This window comes from Bacillus sp. YBsi01 (assembly GCF_038406745.1).
GTDB classification, from domain to species: domain Bacteria; phylum Bacillota; class Bacilli; order Bacillales; family Bacillaceae; genus Bacillus; species Bacillus siamensis.
On the sequence record NZ_CP151679.1, the window covers coordinates 5,001 to 22,982 of the forward strand.

The following is a 17,982-nucleotide window of genomic DNA, read 5'->3' on the forward strand; positions in this document are numbered from 1 at the left end:
GCTTTTTCTGAAATACATAGTATAATAATACATGTCACTAAAATGTCTGGTGATGATGGCGAAGAGGTCACACCCGTTCCCATGCCGAACACGGAAGTTAAGCTCTTCAGCGCCGATGGTAGTCGGGGGTTTCCCCCTGTGAGAGTAGGACATCGCCAGGCAGACTTCATTCCGCAGTAGCTCAGTGGTAGAGCTATCGGCTGTTAACCGATCGGTCGTAGGTTCGAATCCTACCTGCGGAGCCATCTATGGAGAGCTGTCCGAGTGGCCGAAGGAGCACGATTGGAAATCGTGTAGGCGGTAACCCCGTCTCAAGGGTTCGAATCCCTTGCTCTCCGCCACTAATTATTAATACATAACAAACGAAAAAATACCAGGGCCCGTTGGTCAAGCGGTTAAGACACCGCCCTTTCACGGCGGTAACACGGGTTCGAATCCCGTACGGGTCACTTATATGATGGAGGATTAGCTCAGCTGGGAGAGCATCTGCCTTACAAGCAGAGGGTCGGCGGTTCGAGCCCGTCATCCTCCACCATTATCATCGCGGGGTGGAGCAGTTCGGTAGCTCGTCGGGCTCATAACCCGAAGGTCGCAGGTTCAAATCCTGCCCCCGCAACCAAAAAAAATGGTCCGGTAGTTCAGTTGGTTAGAATGCCTGCCTGTCACGCAGGAGGTCGCGGGTTCGAGTCCCGTCCGGACCGCCATTTATATAAAAAGGCTCGGTAGCTCAGTTGGTAGAGCAACGGACTGAAAATCCGTGTGTCGGCGGTTCGATTCCGTCCCGAGCCACCATTTGCCGGCCTAGCTCAATTGGTAGAGCAACTGACTTGTAATCAGTAGGTTGGGGGTTCAAGTCCTCTGGCCGGCACTCTAAATGATGGAGGGGTAGCGAAGTGGCTAAACGCGGCGGACTGTAAATCCGCTCCCTCAGGGTTCGGCAGTTCGAATCTGCCCCCCTCCACCATTTTATAAATAGGGGCATAGTTTAACGGTAGAACAGAGGTCTCCAAAACCTCCGGTGTGGGTTCGATTCCTACTGCCCCTGCCACTATATTATTTATTCATCTTTAGATTATGGCGGTTGTGGCGAAGTGGTTAACGCACCAGATTGTGGCTCTGGCACTCGTGGGTTCGATTCCCATCAATCGCCCCATATTATCATTGGGCTATAGCCAAGCGGTAAGGCAACGGACTTTGACTCCGTCATGCGTTGGTTCGAATCCAGCTAGCCCAGTTGCATTTTTTAAAAATAACTGCATAAGATGTATTAAGTTCTTTACATGCTGCGGAAGTAGTTCAGTGGTAGAACACCACCTTGCCAAGGTGGGGGTCGCGGGTTCGAATCCCGTCTTCCGCTCCAAATTACGGCGGCATAGCCAAGTGGTAAGGCAGAGGTCTGCAAAACCTTTATCCCCGGTTCGAATCCGGGTGTCGCCTTTCTTTTGCCGGGGTGGTGGAATTGGCAGACACACAGGACTTAAAATCCTGCGGTAGGTGACTACCGTGCCGGTTCAAGTCCGGCCCTCGGCACCAATTTAACTTTGGACGAAACATGTTAAATTGGTCATCAATTTTTACATTACAAAACATATATGAGAGTGATTTGCATATTGCAGATCACTTTTTTTATATAATAAGAGTGTGAAGACTATGAATATAAGTGTCTTGCTTGTATCGTGTATACTGCATTATCATTAAAAAAACTTCACTAAAACCGTTGACACTTTATAAAATGCATGTTATATTTATTTACGTCGGTTGAACACGACGTATTACATGCCGGTGTGGCGGAATTGGCAGACGCGCACGACTCAAAATCGTGTTCCTTCTGGAGTGCCGGTTCGACCCCGGCCACCGGTATAAGAAAGCTTCTACATATGTAGAAGCTTTCTTTGTTGTATGAAAATATCCTCCAAGGCTTGTGAAAAATGATAAGTCTGCGGGCGGTTCAGATCCCATACCAGTTTATTATTAGCGATCGGGGCAATGTTTGCCAGCGGAACATTTGGAGCGTTTGCTTTCCCTCTCAGTGTAATACGGTGTTGGGGATTGATGTTGTGAAATATGCCCGTTCGAAGCTTGTTCCGGTACTTATTGCTGCGGGGATCTCTGTTATTTTATGCGGTGTCTTTTCATTTTTCAGATAGCAATGCGAAAAATATTAAAAAGGTGGTACCCAAAATGGAATACCGTCTTTTTAATGAGCTGTTATACTTGAGAAAAAAGAGGTGATGACGTTGAAGCAGATTATTGCAATGGGCGGCGGGGGGTTTTCCATGGAGCCGGATCATCTTGTGCTGGATCAATATATTTTAGAGCAATCGATGCGGTCAAAGCCGAAAGTTTGTTTTTTGCCGACGGCAAGCGGAGATTCGGAGAATTATATCGGCAGGTTTTATCAGGCCTTTCAAAGGCTGGAATGTAAGCCAGATCACTTGTCGCTATTTAAACCGCCGTGTTCTGATCTCAGGTCCTTTCTCATGAAGAAAGATATCATATATGTCGGCGGCGGCAATACGCGCAATATGCTTGTCTTATGGAAAGAATGGGGGCTCGACCTTATTCTGCGTGAGGCTTGGGAGAACGGTGTAATCTTGGCGGGGCTCAGCGCCGGGGCGATTTGCTGGTTTGAAGAAGGAGTGACAGATTCGTCAGGAGATTTGAGAGAGTTGCAAGCTTTAGGGTTTTTGCCTGGAAGCTTTTGTCCTCACTATGACGGAGAAGCGGAGCGCCGGCCGGTGTATCACCGTCTGATTTCAGAAAACAAACTTCAGGAGGGCTATGCCGCTGATGACGGCGCTGCGCTTCATTATAAAAACGATCAGCTGTTCCGGTCTGTCTCTTCCCGGGAAATGGCAAAGAGTTACAGGGTTTTTGATATTGAAGAAGGCGTAAGGGAAACAGAGCTTCCAGTCACTCCGTTATCTGAATTTTGATAATATACTTTTTTTTGTATGCAAATTATGTTACGATAAAACCGAAATGAATAGTTACTAGGGGTGCCCGTCTGAGCGGGCTGAGAGAGAAGCGGCGGCTTCTTAACCCTTTGGACCTGATCTGGTTCGTACCAGCGTGGGGAAGTAAAGGTTTTATTATTGTTGTGGAAAACAATAATAGTTTCTTTCTGACTGCAAAACCGGGTTCTCCAATGAATCCGGTTTTTTTGTGCTGGTGCTGAGCTTGGTTCTGTTATTCAAATGGATAAGGGAGAGATTTGTATGCAAAATCAATCAGTACAGCAAGCGAACATTTCTATTATGTCGAGTTTTTCAGGCAGTAAAAAGGTTTATGTAAAGGGTTCTTCGTCTGACATACGAGTGCCGATGCGGGAAATCAGCCTTAGTCCGACAACGGGGGCGTTCGGGGAAGAGGAGAATCCGCCGGTCCGTGTTTATGATACGAGCGGACCGTATACAGACCCGGATGTACAAATTCAAATTCATGAAGGTCTGAAGCCGCTCCGCACAAAGTGGATTACAAAGCGCGGCGATGTAGAGGAATATAACGGACGGGCCGTGAAACCTGAGGACAACGGCTATAAAAAAGAAGGCCGTGCCGCCGAATATCCCGGTTTACAGCGGAAACCGCTACGGGCCAAGGCAGGGAAAAATGTTACACAATTGCATTATGCGAGAAAAGGCATCATTACACCGGAAATGGAGTTTATCGCAATTCGCGAGCATGTGTCTCCCGAATTTGTCAGAGACGAGGTAGCCAGCGGCCGGGCAATCATTCCTTCAAATATTAATCATCCTGAAAGTGAACCGATGATTATCGGCCGGAATTTTCATGTGAAGATCAATGCAAATATCGGCAACTCGGCTGTTACATCTTCTATTGAAGAAGAAGTCGAAAAAATGACGTGGGCGATTCGCTGGGGCGCCGATACGATGATGGACTTATCCACCGGGAAAGATATTCATACGACACGTGAATGGATCATTCGCAATTGCCCCGTACCTGTGGGGACGGTGCCGATTTATCAGGCGCTTGAAAAAGTAAACGGCATCGCTGAGGATTTAACGTGGGATATTTATCGAGACACATTGATTGAGCAGGCGGAGCAGGGCGTGGATTATTTCACCATCCATGCCGGCGTATTGCTTCGTTACGTCCCGTTAACGGCCAAACGCACGACGGGAATCGTATCCCGCGGCGGGGCGATTATGGCGCAATGGTGCCTGGCTCACCATCAGGAAAGCTTTCTGTACACGCACTTTGAAGAAATCTGTGAAATTATGAAGACGTATGATATTGCATTTTCTCTTGGAGATGGGCTGCGTCCGGGCTCGATTGCGGATGCTAATGATGAAGCGCAGTTTGCGGAATTGGAGACTCTCGGAGAATTGACGGAAATCGCATGGAAGCACGATGTGCAAGTGATGATTGAAGGACCGGGTCATGTGCCGATGCATAAAATTAAAGAGAACATGGACAAACAGCTGGAAATTTGTAAAGAGGCGCCTTTTTATACACTGGGCCCATTAACGACTGATATCGCTCCGGGCTATGACCATATTACTTCGGCGATCGGCGCGGCGATGATCGGCTGGTACGGGACGGCGATGCTTTGTTATGTCACGCCGAAGGAGCATTTGGGCCTGCCGAATCGTGATGATGTAAGAGAGGGAGTCATTACGTATAAAATCGCGGCCCATGCGGCAGACCTTGCCAAAGGGCATCCGGGTGCTCAGATCCGGGATGACGCTCTGTCTAAGGCGCGGTTTGAATTCCGGTGGCGCGATCAATTTCATTTGTCGCTTGATCCTGAAAGAGCAATGGAATATCATGATGAAACGCTGCCGGCTGAAGGCGCAAAAACGGCTCACTTCTGTTCGATGTGCGGCCCGAAGTTTTGCAGCATGAGAATTTCTCAGGATATTCGCGATTATGCGAAAGAAAACGGTCTGACTGAAGACGAGGCCCTCAATGAAGGATTAAAAGAAAAAGCAAAAGAGTTTGTCGAGAAGGGAAGCCATTTATATCAATAAAAAGAAAAGATGAGGATGGAGTGTGTCCATCTTCATCTTTTTTTAGAAAAACGGCGACCGGCGAAACGGCGGAATGCTCTGCTCAAAGCGGAATACGTTTTCCGGGTCATACTTCGTTTTGACTTGACGGAGGCGGTCAACATTTCCTCCGTAATATGTCCGCAGCCAGTTTCTGATGTCTATATCAGGCCAATTTACGTAATCCCCCATCGTTTCTCTTGAAAGAGACGTTCTCAGCTCTTCGATCCAGCGGACGTTTTGTCTTTCCTCTTCAGGAGATGTCCAGTTTGTTATATATTCCTGGGCAATGATTGCGTCGCGATAGTAGAATGCCGTTTGATCCGGAGCGATCCGTCCGGCCGCCCCGCCGAGAGATTGCTGCCAGACACTGGCGTTTTTATTCGGAGCGTGCTCCAAGTAGTATTTTAAAGCAGAAATTGCGCGTGTTGACAATGGTTTTTCAATAAAGGATCCTGACCGCTTCATCTTTTGCGGCTCATTGCCTCCCGGGCTGTTAAAAAAGGCTGCCGCTCTGATAAACGGAACTGTCTTGACCATGCCGCTTGTCGGGTTTCCCGCTTTCATTAACGGAGCCAGCAGTTCTTTCAGCTCATTTTTTGTTCCGATAAATTGGCCGAGCGCTTCTATGCGGTTGACTTCTTTAGGCCAAAACTGAATGGATGAAGTAAGCCGGTTATCTGTAAATGGAGCCCAGTTCTGCCACGTATTAAATACCTCCTCGAAATCATCCCAGCCCCAAGTGACAGAAAAAATAGTTACGTACGAGATCGGCACGGCTTTAAACACCATAGATGTGACAATGCCGAAGTTGCCGCCGCCTCCGCCCTGAGACGCCCAAAATAAATCAGGATGCTTTGAGCGGTTGACTGTTATCAATTCAGCACCCGCTTTTTCGTCTGCTGTGATCATTTCGAGTTGGAGGAGACGATCGCAAGTCAGGCCGGCAGCCCTTGTTAAATATCCGATTCCTCCTCCGAGCGCCAGCCCCGTGATTCCCACATTTGCAATGGTTCCCGCGGGAAGAGTCAAGCCGTACCGCCAGAGTGTCCGGTACACTTCTCCCAAATCGGCACCCGCTTCAATCGAGACCAGCCGCTTATCTTTATTCACTCTTATTTTCTTCATTTCACTGAGATCAATGACCAGCCCGTCATTTAACAGGGAAAAATTCTCGTAGCTGTGTCTTCCGCCTCTGATGCGGAAAGGCACGTTATTCTCACGCGCCCATCTCAGTGCATTGACGGCATCATGTTTGTTTTGGCAAAACACAATGATGTCCGGATATCTTTGCAGGCTTAAGTTGATATTGGTTCTTGCTTCATTATAGTCCGGGTCATCTTTTCTGACGATGCGCCCGGTCAATGTTGTCTTTTCCACACTATCACTCTCTTTCATCGGGATCTGTTATTTCTTCTAACATATGCGGAAAAATAAGAGAGTGTATGAGGAAAACCCCCGGAATGAAACGATATTTTAAATTATAGTTGACAGGTAGGGATTGTATGAATTAACATAGTCAGTACATATTTCCAAACGTTGGCTGATCGGATCACCGAAGGCTCTTATCTTGTAAACAGATAAGGGCCTTTTTTGCGTGAAAGCCATTGGATGAAAAGCGGAGGGATGAAAAGTGGCGTTAAAAAAGGCATCACATGTGCGCAAAAAAAGTAAAAAGCGAAAAAAGTACAGAAAACACACATTGAATTTCGAACTGCTTGTGGAGAAAAACAAATGGGAGATTATGAGAAGTGAGGAACAGATGGAGCAGATTTATATAAAGATAGATGAAAAGCATGCGGGGGTTCGATCAAAATGAAGGGGAACACTTTGAGGATGAAAACAACGGGCATCATACTCGCGCTGTCGGTATCATTCATGCTATCAGGGTGCGCGTTAGGGAGTGCCGGAGAAGAACCGTCTTCTGCGGCGGATAAAAAACAGGAAACACGTATCGCTCAAGTCAAAACAAAGAAATTTAAAGCTTCTCATCCGGAGGCGCTTCCCGTTAAATCGAAGGCCAGAACGGACACTTTTGTTGCGGGGATTTCCGCGCCGGGGGGAGTGTTTCTGCCGTACTTTTATGAAAACGGCTGGGATGGAAATGCGACAGATCCTATTTTTGAACCGTTAGTCAAGCTGGATAAAACGGGTAAGCCCGCACCGGCTCTTGCTGAAAGCTGGACTGTTTCCAAAGATCAGCTTACCTACACGTTCCGCTTAAGAAAAAATCTCGTTTTCAGTGACGGTTCGCCGCTCACCGCAAAGGATGCTGCATTCACTTTAAAACTGCTGCATGATCCCGCTTACGCAGGCTATGAAGATATCACCACGGCCTATATTAAAGGCGGCAAGGCTTATAAAGAAGGAAAAGCAAAGACGATAGAGGGCATTCGCGTCCTTGATGACAGAACCATTAAAATCACGACTGAGAAAGTCAGTGCGAAGTCGCTGCTTCTTTTAGGCGGGCAGGTGCTGTCGGAAGCTTACTACGGAAAGAATTATCGATTCGGCAAACTGGATTATTTAAAAGAGCTTTATGCCAAACCGCTCGGAGCAGGGCCTTATCAATTTACAGAATACCTCCCGGGACAGGAAATACGCTATCAGGCTAATAAACACTATTATTCCGGAAAACCGAAAACAGAAAAGCTGATTTATAAAATTATTGATCCGTCAACTTCTCTTCAGCTGTTTGAAACGGGTGATCTTGATTACGCTTCATTTTCTCCTGATGATGATACGGTTGAGCATTTAAAAAGCCTCGGTTTTGCGAATATAAGCGTCTCGGTTGTGAATGATTACGGGCTTGTGTACGTGAATCATAAGCGTCCGCCTTTTCAAGATAAGAAAGTGTCCCAAGCGCTTATTTACGGGCTGGACCGGCAGAAAATCGTCGATGTCCGCTTTAAACACTACGGAGAAGTCGCAAATGTGCCGGTGTCTCCGGTTTCGTGGGCTTATGATGACAAAGGAGTCAATCCGTACACGTTTAATCCGGAAAAAGCCAAGAAGCTTCTTGATGAAGCAGGCTGGAAAACGGGGAAAGACGGCGTGCGTGAAAAAAACGGCAAAAAGCTTGAAATCAGCTATTACACTTCTAAAGCGGACGATGATTTCATCCCGATCGCGAAAGAAAATTACGCGGACATCGGAATCTCATTAAAACCGGAAGTGATGGATTTTAATACAGAGGTAGCGAAAATAAATGAAAAACAGTACGATCTTGCCGCCGTTTCCACCTCGCAGATTCTTGATCCGAATGACACGGTGGAAAAGCTGGCTTCCGGCCATCCCAATAATGTGACGGGGTATTCCAATCCGAAAGCGGACCGGCTGATCGAGAAAGGAGCCGGCACGCTTGATATCAGTAAAAGAAAAGAGATTTATCACCAGCTGTACCGGGAGCTCGGGGAAAACCCGCCTTACATTCTGATTCATTACCGTCAGAGCGCAAGGGCGGTCAGCGGAAAAATAAAAGGGCTTGAGCCTGACAATTATTCGGGAATCAGTTCGAGTCTCTCAAACGTGTCAATTCAGTAGAACAATGGCGCAAAATACCCGCTGTCCGGGGTATTTTGCCCTTTCAGCGGAAGGGAGAGGCTTTTTGTGAAACGGTATGCCGCAGAACGGTTCATTCAAATGCTTGTGATCTTATTCGGTACGTCCTTTATTATTTTTTTCTTATTCGCGATACTGCCGGGCGATTATATTGATTCCAATGTCAATCTGACCCCGGAAAGGGCAAAGGAGCTAAAAGCGCTTTACGGCCTGGATCAGCCGATTTGGCAGCGTTATGTGACGTGGCTCGGCAATGTGCTCAACGGAGATTTGGGATTCTCTTTGAAGTATCAGGAAAACGTCCTGTCACTGCTTCAAAAATATGTCTGGAATTCCTTTTTTGTCGCGTTTTTGGCTTTGCTTGTCACATGGTCTGCCGCGATGATAACGGGTGTCATATCCGCTGTCAGGAAATACTCGTGGTTTGACGGGATCGTAACATTTTTTGTGTTTGCTTCCATGGCGTTCCCGTCTTTTTTTATCAGCCTTCTGTTTATTAAATGGTTTGGAGTGGATTTAAAAATATTGCCCGTCGGAGGGATGGTTGATACCGGAAGCACGAGTTCTGGTTTTTCGTACGTGCTGGAAGCCGCCAGACATATGATTCTTCCGGTTGTGATTTTATCTATGCTCGGCATCGGCTCACTGACAAGATATTTCCGCTCCGGGATGCTTGATGTGATCAGGCAGGATTATATCAGAACGGCGAGAGCGAAGGGGTTGAAAGAGCGCACCGTCATTTGGAAACATGCGCTGAAAAATGCGCTCCTTCCGGCGATCACCCTGCTTGCTTTTGAACTGCCGGGTCTGTTTTCCGGGGCTATTATTATTGAACAGATTTTCGGATGGCCGGGTGTCGGCCGTATTCAGCTGGAATCTGTGCATTATCGGGACTATCCGGTTTTGATGGCGTTTACCTTGTTTTTGTCTTGTTTAACGATTGTGGGGAATTTCTTGGCGGATATCGCTTATGCCGCGGTTGATCCGCGAGTCAGGCTGAAATAGGGAGTGTTTTGGGTGAAAAAACAAAAAGGAGCGCCGCCTTCTCTTTGGAAGCAGACGTACCGCCGCCTGCTGCATCATAAGCTGACGGTCATCAGTCTTCTATTCTTATGTTTTATGTTTGTATTGTGTTTTATCGGGCCGTCTTTTTCTCCGTACATAACGGATCGGACGGATATTTCAAATGCCAATCAGCATCCGGGGGTTCATCATTGGCTTGGCACCGACCAGTACGGGAGAGATGTGCTGACGAGGCTGATGCTGGCGGGGCAGATTTCTCTGACTGTGGGGCTTGCTTCGATGGTGCTGTCACTTGTCATCGGTTCATTGCTTGGGGCTGCGGCGGGATTTTATCGGGGCGCCGCTGATATGATCATTATGCGCATCGCTGATATGCTCATGTCTATCCCGGGTCTGCCGCTGCTTTTGATTTTGGCTGCGGTGATGTCGGAGTGGAAAGTGCCTTCTGAATACAGGATGTACCTGATTATGATGATGTTAAGCCTGATCGGATGGCCCGGTTTGGCGCGGCTTGTACGCGGACAGATTTTGTCGCTGAAGGAGCAGCCGTTTATGATGGCCGCGGAAGTTCTGGGGCTCAGTGATAAACGAAAAATCCTCTATCATTTGCTTCCCAATACATTGCCGTTACTCATGGTAGCGGCGACTTTGCATGTGGCGGGGGCGATGCTGAGTGAATCGGCGCTGAGTTTTCTCGGACTCGGCGTTGCTCCGCCGACTCCTTCTTGGGGAAACATGATGGAAGCGGCGAATCATTATATGGATTTTACACTCCGCCCGTGGCTGTGGATACCGCCGGGTACGGCCATTTTTCTGACCGTTGTGGCGATTCATCTGCTTGGAGACGGTTTAAGAGACGCTTTTGATCCTAAGGTAAAACGGCAGGTGAAAGTGAAATGAAAAAACCGCTTTTAGAAGTGAGGCACTTGGAAACGGTTTTTTATACGGAGGAAGGTGCGGTAAAGGCCGTGGACGATGTCAGCTTTACAATTCATGAGGAGGAAACGGTTTGCATTGTAGGGGAATCCGGCTGCGGGAAAAGCATGGCGTCATTGTCCATTATGCAGCTCATTCCCGAGGCGGGAAGAATCGAACAGGGAGCGGTGCATTTTTCAGGAAGGAACCTATTGAAACTGAAACAAAAAGAAATGCAGAAAATCCGCGGCTGCGAAATCGGGATGATTTTTCAGGAGCCGATGACCTCTTTGAATCCGGTGTTTACAATCGGTGAGCAGCTGACGGAACCGATTCGCGAGCATTTATTGCTGAGTAAGAAAGAGGCATGGAGGAAGGCGGTTGAACTTCTCACGTTAGTGGAGATCCCCCATGCCGGGCAGATGATGCACCGATATCCCCATGAGCTGAGCGGCGGCATGCTGCAGCGCGTTATGACGGCTGTCGCGCTCAGCTGCGATCCGAAACTGATCATTGCCGATGAGCCGACGACGGCACTTGACGTAACCATTCAGGCGCAGATATTGGATTTATTGCGGAATGTGAAAAAACAATTTCACACGTCTATTTTATTCATTACCCATGACCTTGGCGTGGTTGCCGAAATGGCTGATTATGTGATTGTCATGTATGCGGGAAAAATTGTGGAGGAAGGACCGGTTGCGGAGCTGTTTTCCGATCCGAAGCATCCGTATACGAAAGGGCTGCTCGCGGCAAAACCGGTTATCGGTCAAAGGAGAGAGACGCTGTATACCATCCCGGGGCAGGTTCCCGCGCTTGCAGATCTGTCCGGATCGTCTTGTTATTTTGCGGAGCGGTGTGAACACAGCACGGAGATATGCCGGAGATCGAGCCCGCATTTTACTGAATTCGGGAAAGGGCATCAGGCGGCGTGCTGGCTTTACGGAGAGGAGAAAGCAGATGAGTGATGTGTTGCTGGAGGTCAAAGGGCTGAAAAAATATTATGAGGGGCAGGGGGGGATGAGAAAGACCCGCAACAATCCCGTAAAAGCGGTGGACGGCGTCAGTTTTACGATAGGAAAGGGAGAAGTGTTCGGTTTAGCGGGTGAATCGGGCAGCGGCAAGTCATCAATCGGAAAAACCATTTTAAGACTTCATGAAAAAACAGAGGGAGAGGTATTTTTTCAGGGGCGAGATGTGTTCCGGATGAACCGGCGTGAGCTGAAAACATTCAGATCGGAAGCGCAGCTCATCTTTCAAGATCCGTTCAGCTCTTTAAATCCCAGACGACGGATCGGAGAAGCCATCGGTGAAGCGATGATCGAGCACCAATTGGCGGTGAAGCGGAATGCGCGTGATAAAGCGGCGGAGGTCCTTGAAGCCTGCGGTCTTTCCGCAAACTTTATCGACCGTTATCCGCATGAATTTTCCGGAGGGCAGCGGCAGCGGATCGTGATTGCAAGAGCGATGGCGCTTAAGCCGCAATTTATCATTATGGATGAACCCGTGGCGGCATTGGATGTCTCCATTCAGGCGCAGATGATCAATTTGTTCAGCAGCCTTCAGCAACGGCACGGGCTGTCATATTTGTTCATTTCTCATGATTTAAGCGTGGTGGAGCACTTATGTACAAAGGTCGCGATTATGTATTTAGGGACGATTGTGGAATACGCGTCAAAGGAGAAGCTTTTTTCACGGCCGCTTCACCCTTATACAAAAGCGCTGTTATCAGCCGTGCCCGTTCCTGATCCCCGAGCGAAAAGGGAGCGGGTGATGTTAAAGGGTGACATTCCAAGTCCCTCTGATCCGCCCTCAGGCTGTAAATTCCGAACGAGATGTCCGGCAGCCGAGAAGATATGTGCTGAGAAAAGTCCGCCGCTGTCGGAGAAGGGGTCTCAGCATTTTGCAGCATGCCATTTTGTATAATTGAGAAAAAGAAAGCTTTATTGATAATACACAGGAAAAACCTGCCGGACAGACCGGCAGGTTTTTTGATGTTATTTTGGTAACGGCAGTCCGAGTCCTTCGGCAACGCGTCTGCCGTATTCAGGGTCAGCTTTGTAGAAGTGGCCGATCTGGCGCAGCTTAATTTCTTCTTTTTCCACAGGTTTCATCGCACCGACGATATTGGCGACAAGGCGTTCGCGCTCTTCCTCGCTCATCAGGCGGTACAGATCGCCGGCTTGTGTGTAATGATCATGATGATTATAGCTTACACTGTCAGCGAAACCTGATACAGGATATGCCGCCTGTTTATCTTCAGGTGACTCTTTCGGGCCTCCGAAGCTGTTAGGCTCGTAATAGACGGAGCGGCCGCCGTTATCATCAAACCGCATTTGTCCGTCACGCTGATAGTTTTTCACTTCATTGCGGGATCGGTTGATCGGCAGCGCCTGATGGTTCGCGCCGACACGGTAGCGATGGGCGTCATGGTATGCGAACAACCGGCCTTGAAGCATTTTGTCAGGTGAGACGTCGACGCCAGGGACTAATGTTCCGGGAGAGAACGTCGCCTGTTCTACTTCCGCAAAGTAATTTTCCGGATTGCGATCCAGAACCATGCGGCCGACTTCAATAAGCGGATAGTCTTTTTGAGACCATACTTTTGTGACGTCAAACGGATCAAAGCGGTATGTGTTTGCGTCTTCTAACGGCATGATTTGAACATATAATTTCCATGCGGGGAAATCGCCGTTTTCAATCGCGTTGAATAAATCTTCCGTATGGTAATCGGGATTTTCGCCCGCGAGTTTTGCGGCTGTATTGACATCAAGGTTTTTCACGCCTTGTTCTGTTTTAAAGTGATATTTAATCCAGACACCTTCGCCTTTATCATTTGTCCATTTAAATGTATGGCTTCCGAATCCGTGCATATGGCGAAGGGTTGCCGGAATGCCCCGGTCTGACATCAGAATGGTTACCTGGTGCAGTGATTCCGGTGAAAGAGACCAGAAATCCCAAACGGCCGTCGGGTTTTTCAGATGTGTTCTCGGATCTCTTTTTTGTGTATGGATGAAGTCAGGGAACTTAATGGCATCGCGGATGAAAAACACGGGTGTATTGTTTCCGACGATGTCGTAGTTTCCGTCTTCTGTATAAAACTTAACGGCAAATCCGCGCGGGTCGCGCACTGTGTCACTAGAGCCCAGTTCGCCTGCAACGGTTGAGAAACGGACAAAGAGCGGTGTGCGTTTACCGACTTCTGACAGAAATGCGGCTTTCGTATATTTTGTAACGTCATTTGTGACTTCAAAATAACCGTGTGCGCCCGCGCCTTTTGCGTGAACGACACGCTCGGGAACGCGTTCTCTGTTAAAGTGCGCCAATTTCTCAAGCAGATGGACGTCTTGTATTAAAGCAGGGCCGCGATCTCCGGCCGTCATTGAGTTTTGGTTATCTCCGACAGGAGCGCCCCAGCTGGTTGTCAATTTATTTGAACTCATGTGATCACCTCTTTAGATTTATAAAAACATAATATCACCTATCAGTAAAAAGTCAATATTATTTTATAATGATTATAAAATAATTATTTTTATTATCGGAAAGAGAAGTCGGGTTTGAAAGCTTACTTGACTGACGGGAATAATGGGTTTAAGATGAGAAAAAATAGAAACCGCTGACTTGAACACAAGAGGCTCTTATTCTTCATGGGATAAGGGCCTTTTTTCATTGTCGGCGGTAAGGGAGGCGGCGATTGTATGCTTTTCCGGCAGCATTTTAAACCTGTTGATATTCACGGTCATCTGCCGTACAGCCTTTATTTCGGCAAACATGATAAGACATTTTCCGATTATAATCGGGAGCGGTCAGAAAGAATGAATCTGACTTGGGATTTTCCTGATCCGCATGAGGCTGATGACGGGGAAATCCCTTTGATGACAAAATGGGAGAATGAGTTAGATAAATACGGCATCGGCGTACTGAATTTTTTAACAGCGGAGAGCAATGACCGGATGGCGGCGTTTATTCAAGCCAATCCTGCGAAGTTTACCGGATTTGCATATCATCCTTTGGAGCGGGAGGATGCGTATGAAGAGCTGAAAAGAGCCGTAGAAGAGCTCGGTCTGAAAGGGTATAAACTATTCGGGCCGCTGACAGACATCGAGTTTCATGATCCGTCGCTGAAAAAGCTTTGGATGTATTTAGCTGACAAAAGGCTCCCTGTATTAATCCACTTCGGGCTTTTAGGGAGAGCGGGGGGCATTGTCAGCCACCGCAACATCAATCCGCTCTCCATCTATCGCGTCGCGAGAGAGTATGCTGATATACCATTCATCATTCCGCATTTCGGCGCCGGATATTATCAGGAACTGCTGCAGCTGTGCTGGAGCTGCCCGAATGTGTATATTGATACGTCCGGATCAAACCAGTGGATGAGGTGGATGCCGTACCCGCTTGATTTGGAAATTCTGTTTCGGAAGACATCCGAATTAATCGGTGCTGAACGAATCATCTTTGGGACGGATTCAAACGGATTTCCGAGAGGATACGTATACCGATATCTTCAGGAGCAGGTCCGGACCTGCCGGGAAATCAACATGCGGGAAGAAGACATAGAGAAGATTTTCGGAAACAATGCGCGGACATTGCTGAAAATCGACCAGCCGCAAAAGGAAATAAATACGTGATACAGCTGATGCGCTCTTTGGCAGGTTTATGCCGGAGGGCGCATTTTTAATTCTTACAAAAAACAGTTGACAAGTCGGAATAATTTGAATTAACATGATATTCAAATTTAAAAACAAACGGGCAGCTGATCGGACCGCCGAAGGCTCTCATCTCTACAAGCAACGGAGATGGGGGCCTTTTTGTTTTTCGATCGCATGCGGCAGGAAGAGAGGGGAAAAGACAGATGGCTGTAACCATCAGCATACAAGAAAAAGCGTTTGAGCATGAAGGACGGAAAACACCGGTGCTGAATGATATTGAACTGTCAATTGCATCAGGAGAATTTTTGACTGTCATCGGGCCGAGCGGCTGCGGAAAAAGCACGCTTTTAAAATTGATTGCCGGGCTTGATACCGATTATAAAGGCTCTGTCGCAATAAACGGCCGCCATGTGTCGGGACCGGGCATCCGGCAGGGATTTATCTTTCAGGAGCACCGGCTGTTTCCCTGGCTGACGGTGAAACAAAACATCGCTGCCGATCTCAATATAAACGACCCGGCCGTTCGTCAAAAAGTGGATGATCTGATTGAGGTTGTCAGGCTGCAGGGAGCGGAAGACGCTTATCCGCGCGAATTATCCGGCGGCATGTCGCAGCGGGTCGCCATCGCCAGAGCCCTGTTGCGTGAGCCCGAGGTGCTGCTTTTGGATGAACCGTTCGGAGCGCTTGACGCTTTTACGAGAAAACACTTGCAGGATGTGCTGCTTGATATATGGCGCGAGAAAAAAACGACGATGATTCTGGTTACGCATGATATTGACGAATCTGTCTATTTAGGCGATAAGCTGGCAATTCTCAGGGCAAAGCCCGGCCGGCTGCACAGTCTGGTGCCGATTCAGCTTCCGCATCCGCGCAATCGGACGTCAGCTGATTTTCAGGCCGTCCGGCAGAAGGTGCTTGCTGAATTTGAGAAAACGGAAGATCTCCGGTTTGCGGATGGATCAGGGATATAGAAAGGACGAAGCAAAGTGAAAAAAACCATCATTCTTTTAGCCGCAGCAGTTATGATGTTAGCCGGATGCAGTGCCGACGGAGCAGGAGGGAGCGGGAAAACGGTGAAAGAAATCCGGATCGGCATCCAGCAGAGTTTAAGCCCGCTTCTCATTGCCAAGGAAAAAGGCTGGTTTGAAGAAGCCTTCAAAAAAGACGGAATAAAGGTAAAATGGGTCGAATTCCAAAGCGGTCCCCCGCAATTCGAAGGTCTTGCCGCCGATAAGCTTGATTTTTCCCAGGTCGGCAATTCACCGGTCATTTCCGGCCAGGCGGCAGGAATTGATTTTAAAGAGATCGGGCTGTCCCAAGACGGGTTAAAAGCAAACGGCATTCTCGTAAACAAGGACAGCGGAATTAAGAGCCTGAAAGAGTTGAAAGGGAAAAAAATCGCTGTAGCCAAAGGCAGCAGCGGCTTTGATTTTCTTTATAAAGCTTTGGATAAAGCCGGACTTTCCGCCGATGACGTCACCATCATTCAGCTTCAGCCTGATGAGGCGGTTTCCGCTTTTGAAAACAAATCAGTTGATGCATGGTCGATTTGGGAGCCGTATTTGTCGATTGAAACGCTGCAGCACGGGGCGGAAATATTAGCGAACGGAGAGAGCACGGATTTATATTCTCCGGGTTTTACGTTAGTCAGGACCGGATTTTCCAAGGAGCACCCGGATGAGGTTGTCCGTTTTCTGAAAGTGTTCAATAAAGCAGTCACATGGCAAAAGGAACACAAAGAGGAAGCTGTCTCTTTATATGCGAAAATCAAAAATCTTGATCCCTCAGTCGTCAGAAACGTGCTTAACAATACAGAGCCTCTTAATCAACCGATTGATGATGATATTGTCAAAGCCCAGCAGAAAACCGCTGATTTTCAATATCAAACAAAAGCGATTCATAAGAAAATCAATGTAAAAGACGTTGTCGACAATTCATTTATCAAAAAGGCGCTTGAAACGGAGGGCGGCAAATAATGAAAGCAGAAGCATCAACGGCTCCCGGCACATTGAGCCAATCAGAAAAGAAAGCTGCGGCAAAGTCCCGGCGGTATTCATACCAATGGATGAAAGGGGTTGTACTCCCGGCTGCGGTTATCGCGGTATGGCAGTTTATCGCAAGTCTGGGCATCGTCTCGGCAACGGTGCTCCCGTCACCTGTCGTCATTTTACAGACTTTTCAGGAACTTCTTCTGTCAGGCGAGCTTTGGGGTCATTTAGAGATCAGCTTATATCGGGCGGCTGCCGGATTTCTGCTTGGCGCGGGCCTCGGGCTTGTTTTCGGGCTGCTGGTCGGGTTCTCAAAACGGACGGAAGCGTATATCGATCCGTCTCTGCAAATGCTCAGGACGGTTCCGCACTTGGCGGTGACCCCGCTGTTTATTTTGTGGTTCGGATTTGATGAGACATCAAAAATTCTGCTGATCGCATTGGGGGCTTTTTTCCCTGTATACATTAATACGTTTCTCGGAATCCGCAGCGTGGACGCAAAGCTGTTTGATGTCGCCCGGGTGCTGGAATTTAACTGGTATCAGCAGATGGCGAAATTGATTCTTCCGGCGTCTCTGCCGAATATCCTGCTCGGCATCCGGCTCTCTCTCGGTATTGCGTGGCTCGGCCTTGTGGTGGCGGAACTGATGGGATCGAGCGCGGGCGTCGGCTATATGATTATGGATGCGAGACAATTTTCACAGACAAATAAGGTGTTTGTCGGCATTATCATTTTTGCGGCTGTCGGCAAGCTGACAGATGCATTGGTCAGAATGCTCGAACGGAAACTATTAAAATGGCGGAACAGTTATGAAGGGTAGCCTATTAAAAAAAGGA

Annotated in this window: 14 protein-coding genes, 16 tRNA genes, 1 rRNA gene, 1 pseudogene and 1 riboswitch; of the genes and pseudogenes, 30 read left to right on the plus strand and 2 right to left on the minus strand. The window is 48.0% G+C overall.

Going from position 1 to position 17,982, the window contains the following annotated elements; translation table 11 throughout:
* The first annotated feature begins 45 nt into the window (after positions 1-45).
* The 20 genes and pseudogenes from rrf (at position 46) to thiC (ending at position 4,991) form a co-directional block, all read left to right on the plus strand.
* Positions 46-161, plus strand: a 5S ribosomal RNA gene (gene rrf / locus AADZ70_RS00015).
* A gap of 9 nt (positions 162-170) precedes the next feature.
* Positions 171-245, plus strand: a tRNA-Asn gene (locus tag AADZ70_RS00020).
* Between the two features lie 5 nt (positions 246-250).
* Positions 251-341: transfer RNA gene (locus AADZ70_RS00025), tRNA-Ser, on the plus strand.
* Between the two features lie 36 nt (positions 342-377).
* A tRNA-Glu gene (locus AADZ70_RS00030) sits at positions 378-449 on the plus strand.
* Between the two features lie 10 nt (positions 450-459).
* A tRNA-Val gene (locus AADZ70_RS00035) sits at positions 460-535 on the plus strand.
* Between the two features lie 7 nt (positions 536-542).
* Positions 543-619 (plus strand) — tRNA-Met (locus tag AADZ70_RS00040).
* An 8-nt stretch (positions 620-627) separates the two neighbouring features.
* Positions 628-704: transfer RNA gene (locus tag AADZ70_RS00045), tRNA-Asp, on the plus strand.
* Between the two features lie 12 nt (positions 705-716).
* Positions 717-792: transfer RNA gene (locus AADZ70_RS00050), tRNA-Phe, on the plus strand.
* 3 nt (positions 793-795) lie between these two features.
* Positions 796-868, plus strand: a tRNA-Thr gene (locus AADZ70_RS00055).
* 11 nt (positions 869-879) lie between these two features.
* Positions 880-964, plus strand: a tRNA-Tyr gene (locus AADZ70_RS00060).
* A gap of 10 nt (positions 965-974) precedes the next feature.
* Positions 975-1,048: transfer RNA gene (locus AADZ70_RS00065), tRNA-Trp, on the plus strand.
* Between the two features lie 29 nt (positions 1,049-1,077).
* Positions 1,078-1,153: transfer RNA gene (locus tag AADZ70_RS00070), tRNA-His, on the plus strand.
* Between the two features lie 9 nt (positions 1,154-1,162).
* A tRNA-Gln gene (locus tag AADZ70_RS00075) sits at positions 1,163-1,234 on the plus strand.
* A gap of 51 nt (positions 1,235-1,285) precedes the next feature.
* Positions 1,286-1,360, plus strand: a tRNA-Gly gene (locus AADZ70_RS00080).
* Positions 1,361-1,366: 6 nt separating this feature from the next.
* Positions 1,367-1,437: transfer RNA gene (locus AADZ70_RS00085), tRNA-Cys, on the plus strand.
* A gap of 7 nt (positions 1,438-1,444) precedes the next feature.
* Positions 1,445-1,533: transfer RNA gene (locus AADZ70_RS00090), tRNA-Leu, on the plus strand.
* A 245-nt stretch (positions 1,534-1,778) separates the two neighbouring features.
* A tRNA-Leu gene (locus tag AADZ70_RS00095) sits at positions 1,779-1,860 on the plus strand.
* A 90-nt stretch (positions 1,861-1,950) separates the two neighbouring features.
* Positions 1,951-2,147, plus strand: a pseudogene (locus AADZ70_RS00100) (sodium:proton antiporter); the annotation flags it as partial.
* A gap of 90 nt (positions 2,148-2,237) precedes the next feature.
* Positions 2,238-2,936, plus strand: a complete 699-nt coding sequence (locus tag AADZ70_RS00105) for a peptidase E (protein WP_342007501.1) — start codon at positions 2,238-2,240, stop codon at positions 2,934-2,936.
* A 49-nt stretch (positions 2,937-2,985) separates the two neighbouring features.
* Positions 2,986-3,096, plus strand: a riboswitch (TPP riboswitch).
* A 122-nt stretch (positions 3,097-3,218) separates the two neighbouring features.
* Entirely contained in the window at positions 3,219-4,991 is a 1,773-nt protein-coding gene (gene thiC, locus AADZ70_RS00110) for a phosphomethylpyrimidine synthase ThiC (RefSeq protein ID WP_342007502.1), read from the plus strand.
* 42 nt (positions 4,992-5,033) lie between these two features.
* Here the strand turns inward: thiC and AADZ70_RS00115 are convergent, their stop codons facing one another.
* Positions 5,034-6,389 (minus strand): FAD-binding oxidoreductase, encoded by a 1,356-nt coding sequence (locus AADZ70_RS00115; protein ID WP_049628147.1) that lies wholly within the window; start codon positions 6,387-6,389, stop codon positions 5,034-5,036.
* 253 nt (positions 6,390-6,642) lie between these two features.
* Here AADZ70_RS00115 and AADZ70_RS00120 point away from each other — a divergent pair, with 253 nt between their 5' ends.
* The 6 genes from AADZ70_RS00120 (at position 6,643) to AADZ70_RS00145 (ending at position 12,434) form a co-directional block, all read left to right on the plus strand.
* A complete protein-coding gene (locus tag AADZ70_RS00120) occupies positions 6,643-6,828 on the plus strand; it encodes an FbpB family small basic protein (RefSeq protein ID WP_016938456.1) in 186 nt (61 codons plus the stop codon).
* Complete coding sequence (locus AADZ70_RS00125; protein ID WP_327813755.1) at positions 6,825-8,552, plus strand: ABC transporter substrate-binding protein; 1,728 nt, start codon at positions 6,825-6,827, stop codon at positions 8,550-8,552. Before AADZ70_RS00120 ends, AADZ70_RS00125 begins: the two co-directional genes overlap by 4 nt.
* Positions 8,553-8,651: 99 nt before the next feature.
* Positions 8,652-9,575, plus strand: coding sequence for an ABC transporter permease (locus tag AADZ70_RS00130; RefSeq protein ID WP_342008033.1), 924 nt, complete (start codon positions 8,652-8,654; stop codon positions 9,573-9,575).
* A gap of 12 nt (positions 9,576-9,587) precedes the next feature.
* Positions 9,588-10,493, plus strand: a complete 906-nt coding sequence (gene opp4C / locus AADZ70_RS00135) for an oligopeptide ABC transporter permease (RefSeq protein ID WP_016938453.1) — start codon at positions 9,588-9,590, stop codon at positions 10,491-10,493.
* Positions 10,490-11,476, plus strand: a complete 987-nt coding sequence (locus AADZ70_RS00140; RefSeq protein WP_342007503.1) for an ABC transporter ATP-binding protein — start codon at positions 10,490-10,492, stop codon at positions 11,474-11,476. The genes opp4C and AADZ70_RS00140 overlap by 4 nt, the downstream gene beginning before the upstream one ends.
* Complete coding sequence (locus AADZ70_RS00145) at positions 11,469-12,434, plus strand: ABC transporter ATP-binding protein (RefSeq protein ID WP_342007504.1); 966 nt, start codon at positions 11,469-11,471, stop codon at positions 12,432-12,434. Before AADZ70_RS00140 ends, AADZ70_RS00145 begins: the two co-directional genes overlap by 8 nt.
* 71 nt (positions 12,435-12,505) lie before the next feature.
* Here the strand turns inward: AADZ70_RS00145 and katA are convergent, their stop codons facing one another.
* Positions 12,506-13,951, minus strand: coding sequence for a catalase KatA (katA, locus tag AADZ70_RS00150; RefSeq protein ID WP_342007505.1), 1,446 nt, complete (start codon positions 13,949-13,951; stop codon positions 12,506-12,508).
* Between the two features lie 255 nt (positions 13,952-14,206).
* Between katA and AADZ70_RS00155 the strand changes: the two genes are divergently transcribed.
* The 4 genes from AADZ70_RS00155 to AADZ70_RS00170 all read left to right on the plus strand — a co-directional run bounded on the left by AADZ70_RS00155 (position 14,207) and on the right by AADZ70_RS00170 (position 17,966).
* Entirely contained in the window at positions 14,207-15,136 is a 930-nt protein-coding gene (locus tag AADZ70_RS00155) for an amidohydrolase family protein (protein WP_342007506.1), read from the plus strand.
* A gap of 224 nt (positions 15,137-15,360) precedes the next feature.
* The gene (locus AADZ70_RS00160; protein WP_049628154.1) at positions 15,361-16,128 is read left to right on the plus strand and encodes an ABC transporter ATP-binding protein; all 768 of its coding nucleotides are present in this window, start codon (positions 15,361-15,363) and stop codon (positions 16,126-16,128) included.
* A 15-nt stretch (positions 16,129-16,143) separates the two neighbouring features.
* The gene (locus AADZ70_RS00165) at positions 16,144-17,133 is read left to right on the plus strand and encodes an aliphatic sulfonate ABC transporter substrate-binding protein (protein WP_045925642.1); all 990 of its coding nucleotides are present in this window, start codon (positions 16,144-16,146) and stop codon (positions 17,131-17,133) included.
* Positions 17,130-17,966, plus strand: a complete 837-nt coding sequence (locus AADZ70_RS00170; protein WP_342008034.1) for an ABC transporter permease — start codon at positions 17,130-17,132, stop codon at positions 17,964-17,966. The genes AADZ70_RS00165 and AADZ70_RS00170 overlap by 4 nt, the downstream gene beginning before the upstream one ends.
* The last annotated feature ends 16 nt before the right edge of the window (positions 17,967-17,982 follow it).

Bases quoted from the DNA above. Each gene is read 5' to 3' on its own strand.
- thiC (WP_342007502.1), top strand. From the start codon at position 3,219: ATGCAAAATCAATCAGTACAGCAAGCGAACATTTCTATTATGTCGAGT.
- AADZ70_RS00125 (WP_327813755.1), top strand. From the start codon at position 6,825: ATGAAGGGGAACACTTTGAGGATGAAAACAACGGGCATCATACTCGCG.
- AADZ70_RS00130 (WP_342008033.1), top strand. From the start codon at position 8,652: ATGCTTGTGATCTTATTCGGTACGTCCTTTATTATTTTTTTCTTATTC.
- AADZ70_RS00140 (WP_342007503.1), top strand. From the start codon at position 10,490: ATGAAAAAACCGCTTTTAGAAGTGAGGCACTTGGAAACGGTTTTTTAT.
- AADZ70_RS00145 (WP_342007504.1), top strand. From the start codon at position 11,469: ATGAGTGATGTGTTGCTGGAGGTCAAAGGGCTGAAAAAATATTATGAG.
- katA (WP_342007505.1), bottom strand. From the start codon at position 13,951: ATGAGTTCAAATAAATTGACAACCAGCTGGGGCGCTCCTGTCGGAGAT.
- AADZ70_RS00155 (WP_342007506.1), top strand. From the start codon at position 14,207: ATGCTTTTCCGGCAGCATTTTAAACCTGTTGATATTCACGGTCATCTG.
- AADZ70_RS00160 (WP_049628154.1), top strand. From the start codon at position 15,361: ATGGCTGTAACCATCAGCATACAAGAAAAAGCGTTTGAGCATGAAGGA.